The organism is Streptomyces sp. NPDC041191 (assembly GCF_055591945.1).
In genome coordinates, this window is record NZ_JBVIZC010000010.1 from 57,835 (window position 1) to 76,718 (window position 18,884).

General features: G+C 73.6%; 17 protein-coding genes and 1 tRNA gene. 9 read left to right on the forward strand and 9 right to left on the reverse strand.

Translation table 11 applies throughout. The annotated features are described in order from the left end of the window. Positions 1–13: 13 nt before the first annotated feature. Genes hutI through hutU form a run of 4 tightly spaced genes read right to left on the reverse strand, consistent with a single transcriptional unit; the run spans position 14 to position 5,572 of the window. Complete coding sequence (gene hutI, locus ACZ6AQ_RS20510; protein WP_468761095.1) at positions 14–1,297, reverse strand: imidazolonepropionase; 1,284 nt, start codon at positions 1,295–1,297, stop codon at positions 14–16. Positions 1,298–1,314: 17 nt separating this feature from the next. Further along, positions 1,315–2,655 carry a formimidoylglutamate deiminase gene (locus tag ACZ6AQ_RS20515; RefSeq protein WP_468761098.1) on the reverse strand — a complete coding sequence of 447 codons (1,341 nt, stop codon included), beginning with the start codon at positions 2,653–2,655 and terminating at the stop codon, positions 1,315–1,317. Beyond that, positions 2,646–3,866, reverse strand: coding sequence for an allantoate amidohydrolase (locus tag ACZ6AQ_RS20520; RefSeq protein WP_468761496.1), 1,221 nt, complete (start codon positions 3,864–3,866; stop codon positions 2,646–2,648). Before ACZ6AQ_RS20520 ends, ACZ6AQ_RS20515 begins: the two co-directional genes overlap by 10 nt. Positions 3,867–3,883: 17 nt before the next feature. Next, positions 3,884–5,572 (reverse strand): urocanate hydratase, encoded by a 1,689-nt coding sequence (gene hutU / locus ACZ6AQ_RS20525; protein WP_468761100.1) that lies wholly within the window; start codon positions 5,570–5,572, stop codon positions 3,884–3,886. Positions 5,573–5,713: 141 nt separating this feature from the next. Here hutU and ACZ6AQ_RS20530 point away from each other — a divergent pair, with 141 nt between their 5' ends. From ACZ6AQ_RS20530 to ACZ6AQ_RS20550, 5 genes are all read left to right on the forward strand, one after another. Then, complete coding sequence (locus tag ACZ6AQ_RS20530) at positions 5,714–7,042, forward strand: type III PLP-dependent enzyme domain-containing protein (protein ID WP_468761102.1); 1,329 nt, start codon at positions 5,714–5,716, stop codon at positions 7,040–7,042. 235 nt (positions 7,043–7,277) lie between these two features. Next, positions 7,278–7,673 (forward strand): roadblock/LC7 domain-containing protein, encoded by a 396-nt coding sequence (locus tag ACZ6AQ_RS20535; protein WP_388692786.1) that lies wholly within the window; start codon positions 7,278–7,280, stop codon positions 7,671–7,673. Next, positions 7,670–8,452 carry a transcriptional regulator gene (locus tag ACZ6AQ_RS20540; protein WP_388692784.1) on the forward strand — a complete coding sequence of 261 codons (783 nt, stop codon included), beginning with the start codon at positions 7,670–7,672 and terminating at the stop codon, positions 8,450–8,452. The genes ACZ6AQ_RS20535 and ACZ6AQ_RS20540 overlap by 4 nt, the downstream gene beginning before the upstream one ends. Next, entirely contained in the window at positions 8,452–8,976 is a 525-nt protein-coding gene (locus tag ACZ6AQ_RS20545) for a roadblock/LC7 domain-containing protein (RefSeq protein ID WP_468761104.1), read from the forward strand. The genes ACZ6AQ_RS20540 and ACZ6AQ_RS20545 overlap by 1 nt, the downstream gene beginning before the upstream one ends. A 142-nt stretch (positions 8,977–9,118) precedes the next feature. Beyond that, a complete protein-coding gene (locus ACZ6AQ_RS20550; RefSeq protein WP_468761106.1) occupies positions 9,119–9,490 on the forward strand; it encodes a hypothetical protein in 372 nt (123 codons plus the stop codon). A 38-nt stretch (positions 9,491–9,528) separates the two neighbouring features. Here ACZ6AQ_RS20550 and ACZ6AQ_RS20555 read toward each other — a convergent pair whose 3' ends face one another. Together ACZ6AQ_RS20555 and ACZ6AQ_RS20560 are read right to left on the reverse strand one after the other, a co-directional pair. Beyond that, positions 9,529–10,368 (reverse strand): MurR/RpiR family transcriptional regulator, encoded by an 840-nt coding sequence (locus tag ACZ6AQ_RS20555; protein WP_388692780.1) that lies wholly within the window; start codon positions 10,366–10,368, stop codon positions 9,529–9,531. A gap of 449 nt (positions 10,369–10,817) precedes the next feature. After that, a complete protein-coding gene (locus tag ACZ6AQ_RS20560; RefSeq protein WP_468761108.1) occupies positions 10,818–12,206 on the reverse strand; it encodes a cystathionine beta-synthase in 1,389 nt (462 codons plus the stop codon). 135 nt (positions 12,207–12,341) lie between these two features. Here ACZ6AQ_RS20560 and ACZ6AQ_RS20565 point away from each other — a divergent pair, with 135 nt between their 5' ends. From ACZ6AQ_RS20565 to ACZ6AQ_RS20575, 3 genes are all read left to right on the forward strand, one after another. Beyond that, positions 12,342–13,412: an SGNH/GDSL hydrolase family protein gene (locus ACZ6AQ_RS20565; protein WP_468761110.1), complete on the forward strand. Its 1,071-nt coding sequence runs from the start codon at positions 12,342–12,344 to the stop codon at positions 13,410–13,412. Positions 13,413–13,523: 111 nt separating this feature from the next. Further along, the gene (locus tag ACZ6AQ_RS20570) at positions 13,524–14,744 is read left to right on the forward strand and encodes an acetyl-CoA C-acetyltransferase (RefSeq protein WP_468761111.1); all 1,221 of its coding nucleotides are present in this window, start codon (positions 13,524–13,526) and stop codon (positions 14,742–14,744) included. A gap of 290 nt (positions 14,745–15,034) precedes the next feature. Continuing rightward, on the forward strand, positions 15,035–15,844 hold the full coding sequence (locus tag ACZ6AQ_RS20575; RefSeq protein WP_468761498.1) for a hypothetical protein: 810 nt from the start codon (positions 15,035–15,037) through the stop codon (positions 15,842–15,844). Positions 15,845–15,904: 60 nt separating this feature from the next. On the opposite strand, the gene ACZ6AQ_RS20580 is transcribed toward ACZ6AQ_RS20575, so the two are convergent. The 3 genes from ACZ6AQ_RS20580 to ACZ6AQ_RS20590 form a co-directional block, all read right to left on the reverse strand. Then, complete coding sequence (locus tag ACZ6AQ_RS20580) at positions 15,905–16,234, reverse strand: hypothetical protein (RefSeq protein WP_468761113.1); 330 nt, start codon at positions 16,232–16,234, stop codon at positions 15,905–15,907. A gap of 127 nt (positions 16,235–16,361) precedes the next feature. Further along, positions 16,362–17,264, reverse strand: coding sequence for a Bax inhibitor-1/YccA family protein (locus ACZ6AQ_RS20585; RefSeq protein WP_468761115.1), 903 nt, complete (start codon positions 17,262–17,264; stop codon positions 16,362–16,364). Positions 17,265–17,560: 296 nt separating this feature from the next. Then, a tRNA-Leu gene (locus ACZ6AQ_RS20590) sits at positions 17,561–17,645 on the reverse strand. Positions 17,646–18,023: 378 nt separating this feature from the next. On the opposite strand from ACZ6AQ_RS20590, the gene ACZ6AQ_RS20595 reads away from it, so the two are divergent. Then, entirely contained in the window at positions 18,024–18,794 is a 771-nt protein-coding gene (locus ACZ6AQ_RS20595; RefSeq protein WP_468761116.1) for an ABC transporter ATP-binding protein, read from the forward strand. The last annotated feature ends 90 nt before the right edge of the window (positions 18,795–18,884 follow it).

The following is an 18,884-nucleotide window of genomic DNA, read 5'->3' on the forward strand; positions in this document are numbered from 1 at the left end:
GGGACTCCTTCCCTCAGACCACCCGCTCGCCCCTCCGCCACACCCCCGCCACCAGCGGCACCCCCGGCCGGTAGGCCAGGTGGACGTGGGACGGGGCGTCCAGGAGCGTCAGGTCCGCGCGGGCGCCGGGGGCCAGGCGGCCGACGTCCGTGCGGCGGAGGGCCGCCGCGCCGCCCGCGGTGGCCGACCACACCGCCTCGTCGGGGGTCATGCCCATGTCCCGCACCGCCAGGGCGACGCAGAAGGGGACGGAGGAGGTGTAGGAGGAGCCCGGGTTGCAGTCCGTGGAGAGGGCCACCGTGACGCCCGCGTCCAGGAGGCGGCGGGCGTCCGGCCACGCGGCGCGGGTGGAGAATTCCGCCCCCGGGAGGAGGGTGGCGACCGTGTTGCCCGACGCCAGGGCGTCCACGTCCGCGTCCGTCAGGTGGGTGCAGTGGTCCGCGCTCGCCGCGTCCAGCTCCACCGCAAGCCGGACCCCGGGGCCGTACGTGAGCTGGTTGGCGTGGACGCGGGGGTGGAGGCCCTTCGCCCTCCCGGCGGTGAGGATCGCGCGGGCCTGGTCGCCGTCGAAGGCGCCCTCCTCGCAGAAGACGTCGATCCAGCGGGCGTACGGGGCGCAGGCGTCCAGCATCTCGCCCGTCACGAGGTCCACGTACGCCGCCGGGTCGTCGGCGTGTTCCGGGGGGACGACGTGCGCGCCGAGGTAGGTGACCTCGTCGGTGTGCGCGGCGGCGATGCGCAGCGCCCGGGCCTCGTCCCCGACCGTCAGGCCGTAGCCGGACTTGGTCTCGAAGGTGGTCGTGCCCTGGCGCAGGGCCTCGTGGAGGTGGCGCGTCAGGTTGCGCTCCAGGTCGGCGTCGGACGCCGCGCGCGTCGCCGCGACCGTCGTGCGGATGCCGCCCGCCCCGTACGGCTGCCCCGACATGCGGGCGTTGAACTCGGCCGTGCGGTCGCCCGCGAAGACGAGGTGTGAGTGGGAGTCGACGAAGCCGGGGATCACGGCCCGGCCGCCGGCGTCGACCCGGTTGTCAGTGGCGGGTGCTTTGCTGGTCTCACCGGTCCAGACGACGCGGTCGCCCTCGATGACGACGGCCGCGTCCCGGATCAGGCCCAGAGGACTTCCTCCCCCGCTCTCGAACTTGCTCGAGCGGGGGGACCCCCACCCGAGGGAGGGATCGTTCGTGACCAGGCTGGCGATGTTGACGATGGCGGTGGCGGGCGTCGCCACCGCGCTGTTCGCGCTCGTGGGGGCGGAGGTCGCCGCCGCACTGTTCCTCGTCTCGGGGCCGGTGTTCATGGTGGGGGGTGTCTCCTTCAGCCGCGCAGGACGGCGATCGAGTCGGCGAGGGCCCGCGGCACGTCCGGCACGGACCGGTGGGCCCCGTCCCGTACGACGTGGCGGCCGCCCACGACCGTGTGGCGCACGTCCGCTGCCGACGCTGCGAATACCGCCGTCTCGGCTGCCAGACGCGGCACCGGTCCCGCTGTCCTGACGGAGTCCAGGGCGATCGTCGTGAAGTCGGCGAGGGCGCCCGTCTCCAGAGCGCCCGCCTCGTCCCAGCCCAGGGCCGCGTGACCGCCGGCGGTGGCGGCGCGCAGGAGCGCGGCGGCGGTCCAGTGGCCCCGGACGTGGGTGCGCAGGCGCTCGTTCAGCTCCATGGCCCGTGCCTCTTCGAGGAGGTCGACGACCGCGTGGCTGTCGCTGCCCAGGGAGAGGGGGGAGCCGGCCTTCTGGAGGGCGGTGGCCGGGCCGATGCCGTCCGCGAGGTCGCGTTCGGTCGTCGGGCACATGCAGGTGCCGGTGGACGAGGAGCCGATGAGGCCGATGTCCCCGTCCGTGAGGTGGGTGTTGTGGACGCCGGTGGTCCGGGGGCCCAGCACGCCGTGTTCGGCCAGGAGTCCGGTGGGGGTGAGGCCGTGGGCCGCGAGGCAGGCGTCGTTCTCGGCGGTCTGCTCCGAGAGGTGGACGTGGAGGGGGGCCTCCCGCCGCCGGGCCCAGTCGGCCACGGTGGCGAGCTGGTCCGCCGGGACGGCCCGGACGGAGTGGATCGCCGCCCCGATCCGGACGCCGTCCCGTTCCCTGAGCGCCGACGCCCGCTCGGCCCAGGCGTCGGCGGTGCCGTCGGTGAAGCGGAGCTGGTGGTGCTCGGGGGCGGCGCCGAAGCCGGAGGAGAGGTACGCGGTGTCGAGGAGGGTGATGCGGACGCCCGCCTCCGCGGCGGCGGCGATCAGGGCCTCGCCCATGGCGTTGGGGTCGGCGTACGGGGTGCCGCCGGGGGCGTGGTGGAGGTAGTGGAACTCGCCGACGGAGGTGATGCCGGCGAGCGCCATCTCCGCGTACACCGCGCGGGCGAGCGCGAAGTAGCTGTCGGGGGTGAGGCGCTGGGCGATCTTGTACATGGTCTCGCGCCAGGTCCAGAAGGTCCCGGAGCCGACCTGGACGGTGCCGCGCAGGGCGCGGTGGAAGGCGTGCGAGTGGGCGTTGGCCAGGCCCGGGACCGTCAGGCCGCGCAGGACCTCGGCGCCCGGCGGGGGCGTCGCCGCGTCCGTCCGGACCGCCGTGATCCGGCCGTCCGCCACGTCCAGGGCCACGCCCGGCTCGACGTACGGGTCGAGCCAGGCGTGTTCCAGCCAGTACGTCGTCGTCAGCGGCACGCCAGCTCCTCCAGTACGTCGGCGAGTGCGCGGACCCCGGCCAGGCAGTCGTCCTCGGCCGCGAACTCGGCCGGGGAGTGGGAGACGCCGGTGGGATTCCGTACGAACAGCATGGCGGTCGGGATCGATTCGGACAAAATACCCGCGTCGTGGCCCGCTCCGGTGCCGAGGACCGGCACCTTGCCCGAGGTGCCCGTGGTGCCGGAGGCCGGGTCGCCCAGGATGCGGGACAGTTCGTCGCGCAGGGCGTGCGAGAAGTCCACGACGGGGGTGAAGGACTCGCGGACGACCGTGAGGTCGATGCCGTGCCGGTCGGCGTGGTCGCGGGCCGCCGTCTCGACGCCCCTGACCACCGCGTCCAGGGAGTCCTGGTCGGCGGCGCGCGCGTCGAGCCAGCCCCGGACCAGGGAGGGGATGGCGTTGACGCCGTTCGGCTCGACCGCGACCTTGCCGAAGGTGGCGACGGCGCCCGCGAGTTCGGCCTCGCGGCGGGCGGCGAGGACGGTCTCGGCGTAGGTGAGCATCGGGTCGCGGCGGTCCACGAGCCGGGTGGTGCCGGCGTGGTTGGCCTCGCCGGCGAAGTCGTACCGCCAGCGGCCGTGCGGCCAGATGGCGGAGGCGATGCCGACGGCGTCGCCGGACAGGTCCAGGGCCCGGCCCTGCTCGACGTGCAGTTCCACGAAGGCGCCCACGCGGGCGAGCCGCTCCGGGTCGGGGCCGATGGCGTCGGGGTCGTACCCGGCGGCCTCCATGGCCCGCGGGAGGCTGATCCCGTCGGCGTCGCGCAGTGCGTGCGCCTGCTCCTTCGTCAGCCGTCCTGCGGTGAGGCGGGAGCCGACGCAGGCGAGGCCGAAGCGGGCGCCCTCCTCGTCGCCGAAGTTGACGATGGCGAGGGGGCGCTTGAACGAGACGCCGCGGGAGCGCAGTTCGTCGAGGGCGGCGAAGGAGGAGACGACGCCGAGGGGGCCGTCGAAGGCGCCGCCGTCGGGGACGGAGTCCAGGTGGGAGCCGGTGACGACGGCGTCGCCTGCCGTCGGGTCGCCGAGCCAGGCCCACTGGTTGCCGTTGCGGTCGGTCTCGACGTCCAGGCGGCGGGCCTCGGCCTGCATCCGGAACCAGAGGCGGCAGTCGGCGTCGGCGTCCGTCCAGGCGTAGCGGCGGTAGCCGCCGGAGGCGGCGCTGCGGCCGAGGGGCCGCAGCGACCGCCACATGGCGTGGAAGCTGTCGCTCACGCGGAGCCTTCCCCGGAGCCGGACGCGTCGGAACCCTCGCGCATGGGGACGCGGACGCCCTTCTCGTCCGCGACCCGCTCCGCGACGTCGTAGCCCGCGTCGACGTGGCGGATGACGCCCATGCCCGGGTCGTTGGTGAGCACGCGGCGGATCTTCTCGCCCGCCAGCGGGGTGCCGTCGGCGACCGTGACCTGGCCCGCGTGGATCGAACGGCCCATGCCGACGCCGCCGCCGTGGTGGAGGGAGACCCAGGAGGCGCCGGAGGCGACGTTGACCATGGCGTTGAGCAGCGGCCAGTCCGCGATGGCGTCGGAGCCGTCGAGCATGGCCTCGGTCTCGCGGTACGGGGAGGCCACCGAGCCGCAGTCCAGGTGGTCGCGGCCGATCGCGAGGGGCGCGGCGAGGGTGCCGTCGGCGACCATGTCGTTGAACATGTCGCCCGCCTTGTCGCGCTCGCCCTGGCCGAGCCAGCAGATGCGGGCGGGCAGGCCCTGGAAGTGGACCCGCTCGCCGGCCATCCTGATCCAGCGGTGCAGGGACTCGTTCTCGGGGAAGAGGTCGAGGATCGCCTTGTCCGTCTTGTGGATGTCCGACGCCTCGCCGGACAGCGCGGCCCAGCGGAACGGGCCCTTGCCCTCGCAGAACAGCGGGCGGATGTACGCCGGGACGAAGCCCGGGAAGGCGAAGGCGCGGTCGTAGCCGGCCAGCCGGGCCTCGCCCCGGATCGAGTTGCCGTAGTCGAAGACCTCGGCGCCCGCGTCCATGAAGCCGACCATGGCCTCGACGTGCCGGGCCATCGACTCGCGGGCGCGGGTGGTGAACCCGGCCGGGTCCTTCGCCGCCGCGTCGGCCATGTCCTCGAAGGCGATGCCCACGGGCAGGTAGGAGAGCGGGTCGTGGGCGGAGGTCTGGTCCGTCACGATGTCGATGGGCGCGCCCTCGGCGAGCAGCTGCGGGAGCAGCTCGGCGGCGTTGCCGAGGAGGCCGATGGACAGCGGGCGGCGGGCGTCGCGGGCCTCGGTGGCGAGCCGGAGGGCGTGGGCCGGGTCGTCGGCCCTGACGTCCAGGTAGCGGTGCTCGATGCGGCGCTCGATGGCGCGCGGGTCGACGTCGACGCAGATCGCGACGCCGTCGTTCATCGTCACGGCGAGCGGCTGGGCGCCGCCCATGCCGCCGAGCCCGGCGGTCAGGGTGATGGTCCCGGCGAGGGTGCCGCCGAACTTCTTGGCGGCGACGGCGGCGAAGGTCTCGTACGTGCCCTGGAGGATGCCCTGGGTGCCGATGTAGATCCAGGAACCGGCGGTCATCTGGCCGTACATGGTGAGGCCGAGCTGCTCCAGGCGCCGGAACTCCTCCCAGTTCGCCCAGTCGCCGACCAGGTTGGAGTTGGCGATGAGGACGCGCGGGGCCCACTCGTGGGTCTGCATGACGCCGACCGGGCGGCCGGACTGGACGAGCATCGTCTCGTCCTGCTTGAGGGTGCGCAGGGTGCGGACCATGGCGTCGAAGGAGCGCCAGTCGCGGGCGGCCTTGCCGGTGCCGCCGTAGACGACGAGCTTGTCGGGGTGCTCGGCGACCTCGGGGTCGAGGTTGTTCTGGAGCATCCGGAGGGCGGCCTCCTGCTGCCATCCCAGGGCGCTCAGTTCCGTACCGCGCGGGGCCCGTACGGGGCGGGGTCCTGACATGGCGGTGCCTCCTCGAATGTCGTTCAGATATTCACATCCTGGCGTCATGAATAGTTGTAGTCAACAGGGTGGGGCGGCGGACGGGGGCACGCCGCCCCTTCCGCTCCTGCCCCCTCCCGCTCCCGCACCGGAGGGGCGACGATGGAACGCATGGCCTCCTCCCGTCGCGATCCCGCCGTCCGCGCCGCCGTCGAACAGGGTCTCCTCTCCCCCGCCGAACCGGTCGTCGCCCTCCTCGACACGGCCGGCATCCGCGCCTCCGCCGCCGCCCTGACCAGCGCTTTCGCCGCCGTCACCGACGCCCCCGTGCTGCACGCCTTCGCCGTGAAGGCCGCCCCGCTCGTCCCCGTCCTGCGCCTGCTGCACGAGGCCGGGATCGGCGCCGAGGCGGCGAGCCCCGGCGAGCTGGCCCTCGCCCGCGCCGCCGGGGTCCCGCCCGGCAGGACCGTGCTCGACTCCCCCGCCAAGACGCCGGAGGAGCTGCGCGGGGCCCTCGCGCTCGGGATCGCGGTCAACGCCGACAACTTCCAGGAGCTGGCCCGGCTCGACGCGCTCGCCGCCGCCGCCACCGCGCCGCTCCCGCCCCTCGGACTCCGGGTGAACCCGCAGGTCGGCGCCGGTTCCATCGACGCGCTCTCCACCGCGACCGCCACCTCCAAGTTCGGCGTGGCGCTCCGCGACGAGGGCGCCCGCGAGGCCGTCGTGCGGGCCTTCCTCGACCGCCCCTGGCTGACCCGCCTGCACGTCCACACCGGCTCCCAGGGCGTCCCGCTCGCCCTGATGGCACGGGGCGTCGGGGAGGCGTACGCGCTCGCCGAGGAGATCAACCGGGCGGCGGGCGGGCGGCGGATCGACACCCTCGACATCGGCGGCGGCCTGCCGGTGAACTTCGCCTCCGACGAGGAGACGCCGACGTACGCGGAGTACGCCCGGCTGCTCGCCGCCACCGTCCCCGGCCTCTTCGACGGCCGCTACCGCCTGGTCACCGAGTTCGGCCGTTCGCTGCTCGCCAAGCACGGCACGGTCCTGACCCAGGTGGAGTACACCAAGACCTCCGGGGGCCGCCCGATCGCCGTCACCCACGCGGGCGTACAGCTCGTCACCCGGACGGTCTACGCCCCCGCCTCCTGGCCGCTGCGCGTCCTCGCGTACGACTCCGGGGGCCGGCCGCGCACCGGGGAGACCACCGTCCAGGACGTGGCGGGCCCCGCCTGCTTCGCCGGGGACCTGATCGCCACCGGCCGCGCGCTGCCGCCGCTCCGTCCCGGGGACGTGGTGGCGGTTCCGGACACCGGCGCGTACTGCTTCGCCCACCACTACGCGTACAACAGCCTGCCCCGGCCCGCGGTCCACGGCTTCACGGTGGCCGGTGACGGGACGGTGGCGTTCGCGACCGTACGGAGGGCCCAGACCACCGACGGGATCGTGGCCGAATCGGGCGGGGACCTGGCGGACGCGCTGGTGGGGTGACCGGGCGGGTACGGGCACGCCGCCGGCCGGGCGGCGGACGCGGGACCGGCCCGCCGACGGAACGGGACGGGCGGCGGGCGGCGGGCCGAACGGGACGGAGGACGGCAGACGAATTCTCGCCACTCCATGGCATGTTCCGATGGAAAATGCCAGAACTCCCCCTCCGGACGGGAACGTTCAGTAGCGTCACCGTCACTGCCGTACGTTCGCACACCGCATCGGGAGGGGAATCCGCGTGCCCGGAATCGACGAGTGCCTGACGGAGGCCATGACCCTGCCGGGCGCTCGGGGCGCCTCCCTGGTCGACTGGACCAGCGGGCTCGCTCTGGGGACGGCGGGGGACTCGCCGGTCGGGGACCACGAGACGACGGCCGCCGAGACCGCCGAACTCGCCCGCTCGGCAGCGGAGTTCGACACGTTCACGACGGCGGACGACGGTCCCGGCGCCGGGGGCCCGCCCGTCGAGGACCTGATCGTCACCACCCGGGCCGGCTACCACGTCCTCCGCTTCGTGGAGACCTCCTTCGACAGCAGCGTCTTCCTCCACCTCTGGCTCGACCGCGACACCGGCAACCTCGCCCTCGCCCGCATGCGGCTCCGCGACATCGCCGAGAGGCTGGTCCTCGGATGAGCGCCGTCGCCACCCCCGTCTCCCCGATGCTGGTCCGGCTCGCCGCCGAGAAGGCCACCGGCGCCCTGCTCCGCGACCACGGCACGCTCTACCTGGTCGACGGCCGGGTGGTGCACGCCGAGAGTCCCGCCGCCCCCGGCGTCGACGTCCTCCTCACCACCGGCGGCCGGCTGCCCCGGGAGAACTGGGACGAGGCCGTCGACCGGGCCGGCGCCCACCGCGCGGTGGGCCGCTTCCTCGTGGACAGCGGCCGGCTCCAGGACGGCGAGCTGGAGATATGCCACCTCGGCGCCGTCTTCGACGCGGCCTTCTTCGCCCTCTCCCCCACCGGCGGGCCGACCCGCTTCCGGTACGGGGTGGGCCACTGGTTCGGGACGGTGCGGCCGGTCTCGGCCGAGGCGGTGGAGCGCGAGACGGTGCGCCGCCGCGAACTCCTCGACGCCGTCTGGCCGTACGCCGCCGTGGACACCGCCCCGGTCGTCCCCCGCCCCGCCGCCCCGGGCCAGACCGTGGGAGCGCGCCAGCGCGCGCTGCTCGCGCTGGCCGACGGGGAGCGGACCCCGGCGGAGCTGGCCCGGCTGCTCGGCCGCCCCGCCTTCCACACCCTTCTCGACGTGCGGCGGCTCGCCGCCGCCGGGCTGGTCGAGACCCCGCTCGCCCCCGATCCGGAATCCGTCCCCGCACCACGGTCGCCGTCCTTCCCGCCGGTCCCGCCGGTGTCCCACCCCGACATCGCCCTGCTGCGCCGGCTCCGTGACGCCCTGGAGGCACACCTGTGATGAGGCGTGCCCTGCGCATGCGCGCCGAGAGGAGACAGCTCATGACGGCAGAAGCCGAGGTCCTGGGCGAGCTGAGACGGCTCCGGGCGCGGCTGCCCCAGCTCACCGGAGCCCTGGCCGCCAGCGCCGACGGCCTCGTCCTGGCCCACGACACCGTGGACGGCGAGGCGGGGAGCGTGGCCGCGCTGACGGCGGCGGCGCTCGGCGTCGGCCGGCGGCTGACCGACGCCACGGGACAGGGCCGCTTCCGCGAACTGCTCGTACGCGGCGAGAACGGCTACGTGGCGACGTACGCGGCGGGCGACTCGGTCGTCCTGACGCTGCTCGCGGGGCCCCGGATCAACGTGGGGCGGCTCCACCTGGAGGCCCGCCGGTCCAGCGTCCGGATAGGGGAGCTGGTCGACGGCGCGCTGGAGCGCAGGGAGCCGCCCCGCCTCGGACAGCTCCCGCCCCCGTACCCGGAGAGGGCCCCGTACTCCGGGGGGCTCCCGACCCGGGACGTCCGCGGCCCCGGGAGCCCGTGAACCCGGAAGCCCCTGCTCCACGGCTCCGGAAGCCCGTCCCCCGGAAGCCGGCGACCGAGAAGCCCGCGACCCAGAAGTCCGTGACCCGAGAAGGCCCTCACCCGAGAAGGCCGCAACCCGAGTAAGAAAGAAGTACGACACCATGGCGAACACCGAGACCTCCCTCAAGGAAGCGGCCTCCATCGACGGCGCGATCGGCGCGGCCCTCGTCGACTACACCAGCGGCATGGCGCTCGGCACGATCGGCGGCGGCAAGGAACTCGACCTGAACGTGGCCGCGGCCGGCAACACCGACGTCGTCCGCGCCAAGGTCCGGGCGATGGAGATGCTGGGGCTCAACGACGAGATCGAGGACATCCTGATCACGCTCGGCACCCACTACCACCTGATCCGGCTGCTCAAGGGGCGCAACGCCAACGGCCTCTTCCTCTACCTGGCCCTGGACAAGAGCCGGGCCAACCTGGCGATGGCCCGCCACCAGCTGAAGAAGATCGAGGCCGAACTGGAGGTCTGACGGAGCCGGGCCGCGCCGCCCGGCACGCCGGCCCCGGCCTACTCGACGAACAGGCCCCGCGCCGCCGCCTTCGCGTCGAACTCCTCCAGGCGCGCCTGCGCGTCGGGGAGTTCGTCGGCCATGGCCTCCAGGAGGACCCGGCCGAGCATCATGGGCGCACAGGCGGTGTCGAAGGCGAGCCCGGTGCCCACGGCGGCCGGGATCAGCAGGTCGCTGTGGGCGGCGACGGGCGCGAACGCCGAGTCGGCGACGGTCACGACCGTGAGCCCGGCCGTCCGCGCGTACGCCAGGGCCTCGACGGTCTCGCGGGGGTGCCGGGGCAGGGCGAAGCAGAGCAGGGCCGTGGCCCCGGCCCGTACGGCCGCGTCCACGCGGTCCGTGAGCATCGAGCCGCCCTCGTCGAGGAGCCGTACGTCGGGGTGCACCTTGGCGGCGAAGTAGGCGAAGCCCCGCGCCTGCGAGGAGGCGGCCCGCAGCCCGAGCACGGGCAGCGGGCGGGAGCGGGCGAGGAGCCGGCCGGCCCGCTCGGCCGGCCCGGGGTCCGCGAGCAGCCCGGCGAGGTGCCTGAGGTTCTCGATCTCGGCGAGGACGGCCTGCTGGTACTCGTTGAACACCTCGCCCCCGTCCTCGCCGGCACCGGAGGGCGTCACCTCGCGCAGGTGGCGGCGGAGCGCCGGGTACCCGTCGAAGCCGAGGGCGACGGCGAAGCGGGTGACGGAGGGCTGGCTGACCCCGGCGAGTTCGGCCAGCTCCACGCTGGACAGGAACGCCACGTCACCGGCGCGCCGCACCATGCAGTGCGCGATCCGCCGCTGGGTCGGCGTCAGCCGGTGCCCCTCGAAGAGGGCCTGGAGCCGACCGGCCGGGCTGTCGCTCACGCCGCCCTCCCCTTTCACCTATTCACGCGCACACCACTCTGCATAAGGATATGCACGAACCCGGGAGGACGCCCCGGCGGCCCCGCGGGTCTCCGTACCCGGACCGCGCGCCCGGGACCGGCCGGCGCCCACCGTACGGCCGCGCCGCCGCACGGGAAAGGGCCCCCGCGAGAGCGGGGGCCCTTCCGAGGAGCCTGACGCGGGGACCGCCGCACCCCCGTGACCGGGGGGCGGGACGACGGCGGTCCCCGCGGGGACACGGGCCCGGGTCGGGCCGGTCTCCGCGTCCGGCGGCGTCTTCGGAGGCCCGGGAGCCGCTCCGGAAGTCCGTGACGCCGACAAGGAACAACGTGCCAGAGGCATGTTAAGCGGGTGCTGCGCGCACGTGTCGTGCGCGTACCGATCGCGCGAACGGCGCCACGACCGGTGCGCCGCGCCCCCGCCGCGGACTACTTCGCGCCGCCGCCCGCCAGGAAGGCCAGCAGGTCCTGGCGGCTGACGACGCCGGTCGGCTTGCCCTCGACCAGGACGATCGCCGCGTCGGCGGACTCGCCCAGGACGGCCATGAGGTCCGCGACGGGCTCGCCGGAGCCGACCTGCGGCAGCGGCGCGCTCATGTGCCGCTCCAGCGGGTCCTCCAGGGAGGCGCGCTGCGTGAAGAGGGCGTCGAGCAGTTCGCGCTCGACGACCGAGCCGACGACCTCGGCGGCCATGACGTCGGGGTGGCCGGCGCCGGGCTTCACGATCGGCATCTGGGAGACGCCGTACTCGCGCAGCACCTCGATGGCCTGCCCGACGGTCTCGTCCGGGTGCATGTGGACGAGGGAGGGCAGGCCGCCCTCCTTGTGGCGCAGGACGTCGGCGACGTTCGCGGAGGAGGTGTCCTCCAGGAAGCCGTAGTCGGCCATCCACTCGTCGCTGAAGATCTTGGACATGTAGCCGCGCCCGGAGTCCGGGAGGAGGACGACCACGACGTCGTCGGGGCCCAGCTCGCGGGCGACCTCCAGGGCCGCGACCACGGCCATGCCGCAGGAGCCGCCGACGAGCAGGCCCTCCTCCTTGGCGAGGCGGCGGGTCATCTGGAACGAGTCCTTGTCGGACACGGCCACGATCCGGTCGGTGACCTTCCGGTCGTACGCGGTGGGCCAGAAGTCCTCGCCGACGCCCTCGACCAGGTACGGACGGCCCGAGCCGCCCGAGTAGACGGAGCCCTCCGGGTCGGCGCCGATGACCTTGACGGAGCCGCCGCTGACCTCCTTGAGGTAGTTGCCGGTGCCGGAGATGGTGCCGCCGGTGCCGACGCCCGCGACGAAGTGGGTGATCTTCCCCTCCGTCTGCTCCCACAGCTCGGGACCGGTGGTCTCGTAGTGCGAGCGCGGGTTGTTCGGGTTGGAGTACTGGTCGGGCTTCCAGGCGCCCGGCGTCTCCCGGACGAGCCGGTCGGAGACGTTGTAGTACGAGTCCGGGTGCTCCGGGTCGACGGCCGTGGGGCAGACCACGACCTCGGCGCCGTACGCCCGCAGCACGTTGATCTTGTCGAGGGACACCTTGTCGGGGCAGACGAAGACGCACTTGTAGCCCTTCTGCTGGGCCACGATCGCCAGGCCGACGCCGGTGTTGCCCGACGTGGGCTCGACGATGGTGCCGCCGGGCTTCAGCTCGCCGCTGCGCTCGGCCGCCTCGATCATCCGCAGGGCGATCCGGTCCTTGACCGATCCTCCGGGGTTGAAGTACTCGACCTTGGCCAGGACGGTCGCCTGGATGCCCGCTGTGACGTTGTTGAGCTTCACCAGCGGCGTGTTGCCGACGAGGCTGATCATCGAGTCGTGGAATTGCACCGTAATCTCCGGGGTCTCCGTAATGGTGTGGCCAGCGTATGCGTAGTCGGAGCGGGTTACGGGGCAGTTAGACCCTGAACGGTCCGAGGCCCGGCGGGCAGGAGGCCCGAACGGCTCGAAGGAGGTGACGGCCCCATGTCGAGGGCGAGGGTGGCGCGGCGGATCGCGACGGGTGCGGCGTACGGCGGCGGGGGCATCGGGCTCCTCGGGGTCGCGGCGGTGGGACTCCTCCTCGCCGAGGCGCAGCTCGCGAAGCGGACGGTGGGGGGCGGGGCGGCCCCGCTGCCCCCGGCGGCGGACGGCCTGTACGGCCGGGCCTTCGGCGGGGAGGAGCCGTTGCGGCTCGCCCTTCTGGGTGATTCCACGGCGGCGGGTCAGGGGGTGCGCCGCACCGGCCAGACGCCGGGCGCGCTGCTCGCCTCGGGGCTCGCGGCGGTGGCGGAGCGGCCGGTGGTGCTGCGGAACGTGGCCCTGCCGGGAGCGCGCTCGGACGACCTGGAGCGGCAGGTGTCGCTGCTGCTCTCGCAGCCCCTGGGGGCGCCGGACGTGTGCGTGATCATGATCGGGGCGAACGACGTGACGCACCGGATGCCGCCGACCGAGTCGGTGCGGTACCTGGCGGAGGCGGTGCGGAGGCTGCGGACGGCGGGCGCGGAGGTGGTCGTCGGGACCTGCCCCGACCTGGGCACGATCGAGCCGGTCTACCAGCCGCTGCGCTGGCTGGCGCGGCGGGCGTCGCGGCAGCTCGCGGCGGCGCAGACGATCGTGGTGGTGGAGCAGGGCGGGCGGACGGTGTCGCTCGGCGACCTCCTGGGGCCGGAGTTCGAGGCGAACCCGCGCGAGATGTTCGCGGTGGACAGCTTCCACCCCTCGGCCGAGGGATACGCGACGGCGGCGATGGCCGTCCTGCCCACGGTCTGCGCGGTGCTGGGCATGTGGCCGGAGGCCGACCTGCTGGAGCCCGCGCGGCGGGAGAACGTGCTGCCGGTGGCGAAGGCGGCGGCCGAGGCGGCGAAGGAGGCCGGCACCGAGGTCACGGCCGCGCGGGCGCCCTGGGCCCTGCTCAAGCACCGGCGCAGGCGGCGGCTGCCGCTCGCGACGGGAGAGGCGGGAGAGGCGGGAGAAGCGGGAGGGACCGGGAAGGTCACGGGGGACGCGCAGACGTCCGTGGACGCCTCCCCCTCGCCCGACACCCCCACCGACTGAGCGACCGCTTAGAAAAGAGGCCCGCATCACACGCCCGTGCCGGTGACCCCGTGCGGTACGTACGGGTAACTTCCCTTTGAGTCCGCCCACTCCGCACCCCATGGAGCCGTGATGCCCGAAGCCGTGATCGTCTCGACCGCCCGTTCCCCCATCGGCCGGGCCTTCAAGGGCTCCCTGAAGGACCTGCGGCCGGACGACCTCACCGCGACCATCGTCCGGGCGGCCCTGGCGAAGGTGCCCGAGCTGGACCCGCGCGACATCGACGACCTGATGCTGGGCTGCGGTCTGCCCGGCGGCGAGCAGGGCAACAACCTGGGCCGGATCGTGGCCGTGCAGATGGGCATGGACCACCTGCCGGGCTGCACGATCACCCGGTACTGCTCCTCCTCGCTCCAGACCTCCCGGATGGCGCTGCACGCGATCAAGGCGGGCGAGGGCGACGTCTTCGTCTCGGCCGGCGTCGAGATGGTGTCCCGCTTCGCGAAGGGCAACTCGGACTCCCTGCCCGACACGCACAACCCGTTCTTCGCCGAGGCCGAGGCCCGCACCGCCGAGGTCGCCGCCTCCGAGGGCTCCACCTGGCACGACCCGCGCGAGGACGGCCTGGTCCCGGACGCCTACATCGCGATGGGCCAGACCGCCGAGAACCTGGCCCGCCTCAAGGGCATCGGCCGCCGGGAGATGGACGAGTTCGGCGTACGGTCGCAGAACCTCGCCGAGCAGGCCATCAAGAACGGCTTCTGGGAGCGCGAGATCACTCCGGTGACGCTGCCGGACGGCACGGTCGTCTCGGCGGACGACGGCCCGCGCGCGGGCGTCACCCTGGAGGGCGTGGAGGGCCTCAAGCCGGTCTTCCGCCCCGACGGCCTGGTCACGGCCGGCAACTGCTGCCCGCTCAACGACGGCGCCGCCGCCCTGGTGATCATGTCCGACACCAAGGCCCGCGAGCTGGGTCTGACCCCGCTGGCCCGGATCGTCTCCACCGGCGTCTCCGGCCTCTCCCCCGAGATCATGGGCCTCGGCCCGGTCGAGGCGTCGAAGCAGGCCCTGAGGCGCGCCGGTCTCACCATCGACGACATCGACCTGGCCGAGATCAACGAGGCGTTCGCCGCCCAGGTGATCCCGTCCTACCAGGAGCTGGGCCTGGACCTGGACAAGGTGAACGTCAACGGCGGCGCGATCGCCGTCGGCCACCCCTTCGGCATGACCGGCGCCCGGATCACCGGCACGCTGATCAACAGCCTCCAGTTCCACGACAAGCAGTTCGGCCTGGAGACCATGTGCGTCGGCGGCGGCCAGGGCATGGCGATGGTGATCGAGCGGCTGAGCTGAGCCGGAGCGGAGGGTGGGGGTCGTCCGAGGAACGGGAACGCGCGGCCGAGCCGAGTCCTCCCGCCGGGCCCCCGCCCGCGTCCCGGTCGTGACCGAATCTCCCCCAGGATGTGACCTACATCCCGGGGGAGTTCGTTTTCCCAGGTCAGGGCGGTTTCGGGACCAAAAGCCAGGGAGAAATACCTGTCCAATTCGTGACGTAATGCACTGACAGCGTGCGCCACCCCGCGACAAGCTGAGGTAGGAAGTCGGGGGATCGACTCGGAAACGGGAGTACGTCAGTGAGCGCCATGCCTCTTGCCCTGCTGCTGACCACGGCCGCCGCCACGGCCGTGGGCGCTGCCGCCCTGCACGCCGTCCACGGTCTCCGCAAGCAGATCACCGCCCTGCGGAGCGAGCTGGCGGCCGGGCGCGGCGCCACGGTGCCCGCGGCACGGGCCACGCCCGCCGCCGAGATACGGGCCGCGGTCACCGAGGCCCTGGCCGAGGAGCGCGAGCGCGAGCTGGCCGAGGCGCGGGCCTTCTGGGCCGCGCAGGAGGCCCGGGACGCGGCCGACGCCCCGTCCCTGCTCGGCGGCCCGGTCGAGGACGGCGCCTTCTACGTGCCGCGCCAGACCGACTTCGTGGGCCTGGAGGCGATGGCCCTGGAGGCGATGGAGGCGGAGGCGGAGGCGCTCGACGGCGTGCCGGACCCGCTGGAGGAGTTCCCGGAGGACTCTCCGGAGCTGGCCGCGGCCCGTCGCCGGCACCCCTCGCACCCGGACTTCGTACCGGTGCAGACCCCGGTCGTCACCGATCACGAGCGGACGGTGTCCCGCCTGGAGGAGCTGGCCGACACCCGCACGGCGCTGACCGACGTGCGTCCGGGTCCCCTCGGCACCCTGGACGTGTACGTCTTCGCGGACGGCACCACGCTCTGCATGACCCCGGGGCACCGGGAGACGGCGGAGCGCCTGGCCGAGGCCCTGCGCGCGGGCCGCACCCCCGTCCTGCTGGGCGGTTCGGGCGTGTCCGGCGCCTTCGCCCTGACCTTCTCGTACGGCGACATGGACGAGGAGAACGTCTACATCCTCGCGGACCGCGTGATCGCCTCGCTGTAGCCACCCGGGCTACCGGCAGCCCCCTACCCGGGGAGCCGCCGGAGCCCCGGAGCGGGCGGCTCAGAGTCCCGAGCGCCCGGCCGCCTCCCGTACGAGCCCCACGGCCTCGTCCAGTTCCCCCTCGCGGGAGCCGGCCGGGGCCGTTCGCAGTGCTTCGGCCAGGTCGTTGCCGGCCACCACCAGTTGGTCGGCCACCGCGAAGACCCCGGCGTCCGGCATGGTCCTCGGCTCCCGGTCCGGGTCCTCGGCGCGCTGCGCGCGCACCGCGAGCTCCCGGGCGAGGGCCAGCCCCTCGGCCGCCGCGCCCCGCTGGAGGCGGCTGTGCGGGGCGGCCCGCAGCCGGTCGGCGAACCGCGCCACGGCGGTGGTCAGATCACTCGTATCACGCACCCCGCGACCCTACGCGCCGCGCCGGGGCCCCCGCCAACGGACGCCAGGAACGCGGAAGGGCCCGCCCGGCACGAAGCCGGACGGGCCCTCACCCCGAAGGCGCCGAGGGCGCCGGGGACGGGGAGCGTCAGTCGTCGCCCTGGAGGATCGACAGCAGACGCAGCATCTCCAGGTAGATCCACACCAGCGTCATGGTGAGGCCGAAGGCGGCCAGCCACGCCTCCTCGCGCGGCGCGCCGTAGGTCACGCCGTCCTCGACCTGCTTGAAGTCGAGGGCGAGGAAGCAGGCGCCCAGGATGATGCCGATGACGCCGAAGAGGATGCCGAGGCCGCCGCTGCGGAAGCCGAGGCCGTCGCCGCCGCCGAAGACGGAGAACAGCAGGTTGACGGCCATGAGGAGCATGAAGCCCATCGCGGCGGCCATCACGAAGCCGTAGAAGCGCCGGTTGACGCGGATCCAGCCCATCTTGTAGGCCACGAGCACGCCGGCGAAGACCGCCATGGTGCCCAGGACCGCCTGGGTGACGACGCCGTCGGCGATGTACGTCGAGACGGCGGCCGAGATCACGCCGAGGAAGACGCCCTCGAAGGCGGCGTAGCTCAGGATGAGCGCGGGTGACGGCTTGCGCTTGAAGGACTGCACGAGCGACAGCACGAGGGCGACCAGGGCGGCGCCGATGGCGATGCCGTACGACTTGGTCAGGTTCGCCGGGTCGACCGGAAGCAGCAGCCAGGACAGGACGGCGGTGACCACGACCGTGCCGAGCGTCATGGCCGTGCGGCTCACGACGTCGTCGATCGTCATCACGTTGCCGCGGGCCTGCTGCGGGGCGCCGAGCTGCGTGTCCTGCGGGGCGTACGGGTTGGTCGCGTACGGGTTCGCCGCGCCCCCGGCGTACGGGTTGCCGGTGGCGTACGGGTCGGTTCCGACGGCGGGGCCCCCGGCCTGCGGCTGCTGCGCGTTGAAGCCCGCGTAGCCGTTGTCGCGGCTGAACCCCCGTCGCGAGAAGACCGGGTTGCTGCTCCTCATCTCACTCCTCCATGGCAGACCGCACGGCGCGGCCATGCGTCAAGGGTAATGCGTAGGCAAAAGAAACTCTCTAGTGCTCGGGGAGGATCTTTTTCCCGCGATACGGGGGTCCCCTACCCCTGGAACGTCCCGTTCCACCCGGAGCTTCCCGCTCCGTGCGGAGGAGCCGGCGGGGAGCGCCCGCCGGGACGGCGCGGCCGGGGCCCGCCCCCGGCCTCCCGGCTCCCGGGCGGGCCGGGGAGGTCCCGCCGGGCCGGAGGAGCCCCGCCGGGCCGCAGGCGTCCGCCTGGACACGGTGGTGCCCGGAACCGGACTCGAACCGGTACGGCCCGAAGGCCAGCGAGGTTTAAGCTCGCCGTGTCTGCGTTCCACCATCCGGGCGTCGCGAAGCTCCGCGTTGGCACAGGAGCCTATCGGGACACTTCCCTCGTTCAGTGGAAGAGCCAGACCGATGTTGTCTTATTTTATTGACGCCTGAGGGTGCGTCAGTGCAGGTGGGGGCGTTCTTCCCGAACCGTGACGAGCGCCGCGGGCGCAAAGCCGCACCTCACGGAATGACGAAAAGTCGTCGCCTTTCTGTCACCTCCGCGCGGAGGCCGGCCTCAGGGACGCCGGTCATACCTCAGGAGGAGGTTCCCGGCCCCCGGTCCGACTCCAGGCTGCCCCGGGAACGGGCACGTGGGCGGACGTACGGAGGCGGAACGCCCGACACGATGAGGGAGTTCCCGCAGCACCCCCGCGACGACAGGAGTCCTCCTCGTGACCACCACCCCCACCGTGCCCCGCGCCACCGCGGTGGCGGCCCGCGCCACGGACCTCTCGAAGGTCTACGGCCAGGGCGAGACCCAGGTGGTCGCGCTGGACCACGTCACCGTGGACTTCCGGCAGGGCGAGTTCACCGCGATCATGGGCCCCTCCGGTTCCGGCAAGTCGACGCTCATGCACTGCGTCGCCGGACTCGACTCCTTCTCCTCCGGCTCGGTGCGGATCGGTGACACGGAGCTGTCCACCCTGAAGGACAAGCACCTCACCCAGCTGCGCCGGGACAAGATCGGCTTCATCTTCCAGGCGTTCAACCTCCTGCCCACCCTGACGGCCATGGAGAACATCACGCTCCCCATGGACATCGCGGGCCGCAAGGCCGACAAGCAGTGGGTCCAGCAGGTCATCGACATGCTCGGCCTCTCCGGCCGCCTCGGCCACCGCCCGACCGAGCTCTCCGGCGGCCAGCAGCAGCGCGTGGCCGTGGCCCGCGCCCTCGCCTCCCGCCCCGAGATCATCTTCGGGGACGAGCCGACCGGAAACCTCGACTCCCGCTCGGGCGCCGAGGTCCTCGGCTTCCTGCGCAACTCGGTGCGGGAGCTGGGACAGACCGTGGTCATGGTCACCCACGACCCGGTGGCCGCCTCCTACGCGGACCGCGTGATCTTCCTCGCGGACGGCCGGATCGTGGACGAGATGCTCAGCCCCACGGCGGACGGCGTGCTCGACCGCATGAAGGCGTTCGACGCCAAGGGCCGCACGAGCTGACGCGGGGGCGCCGGAACCGGACTCGAACCGGTACGGCCCGCCCCGCCCCGCCCGCTCCGCCCCGACCTCCGTCCGTCCCACCCTTCGTTC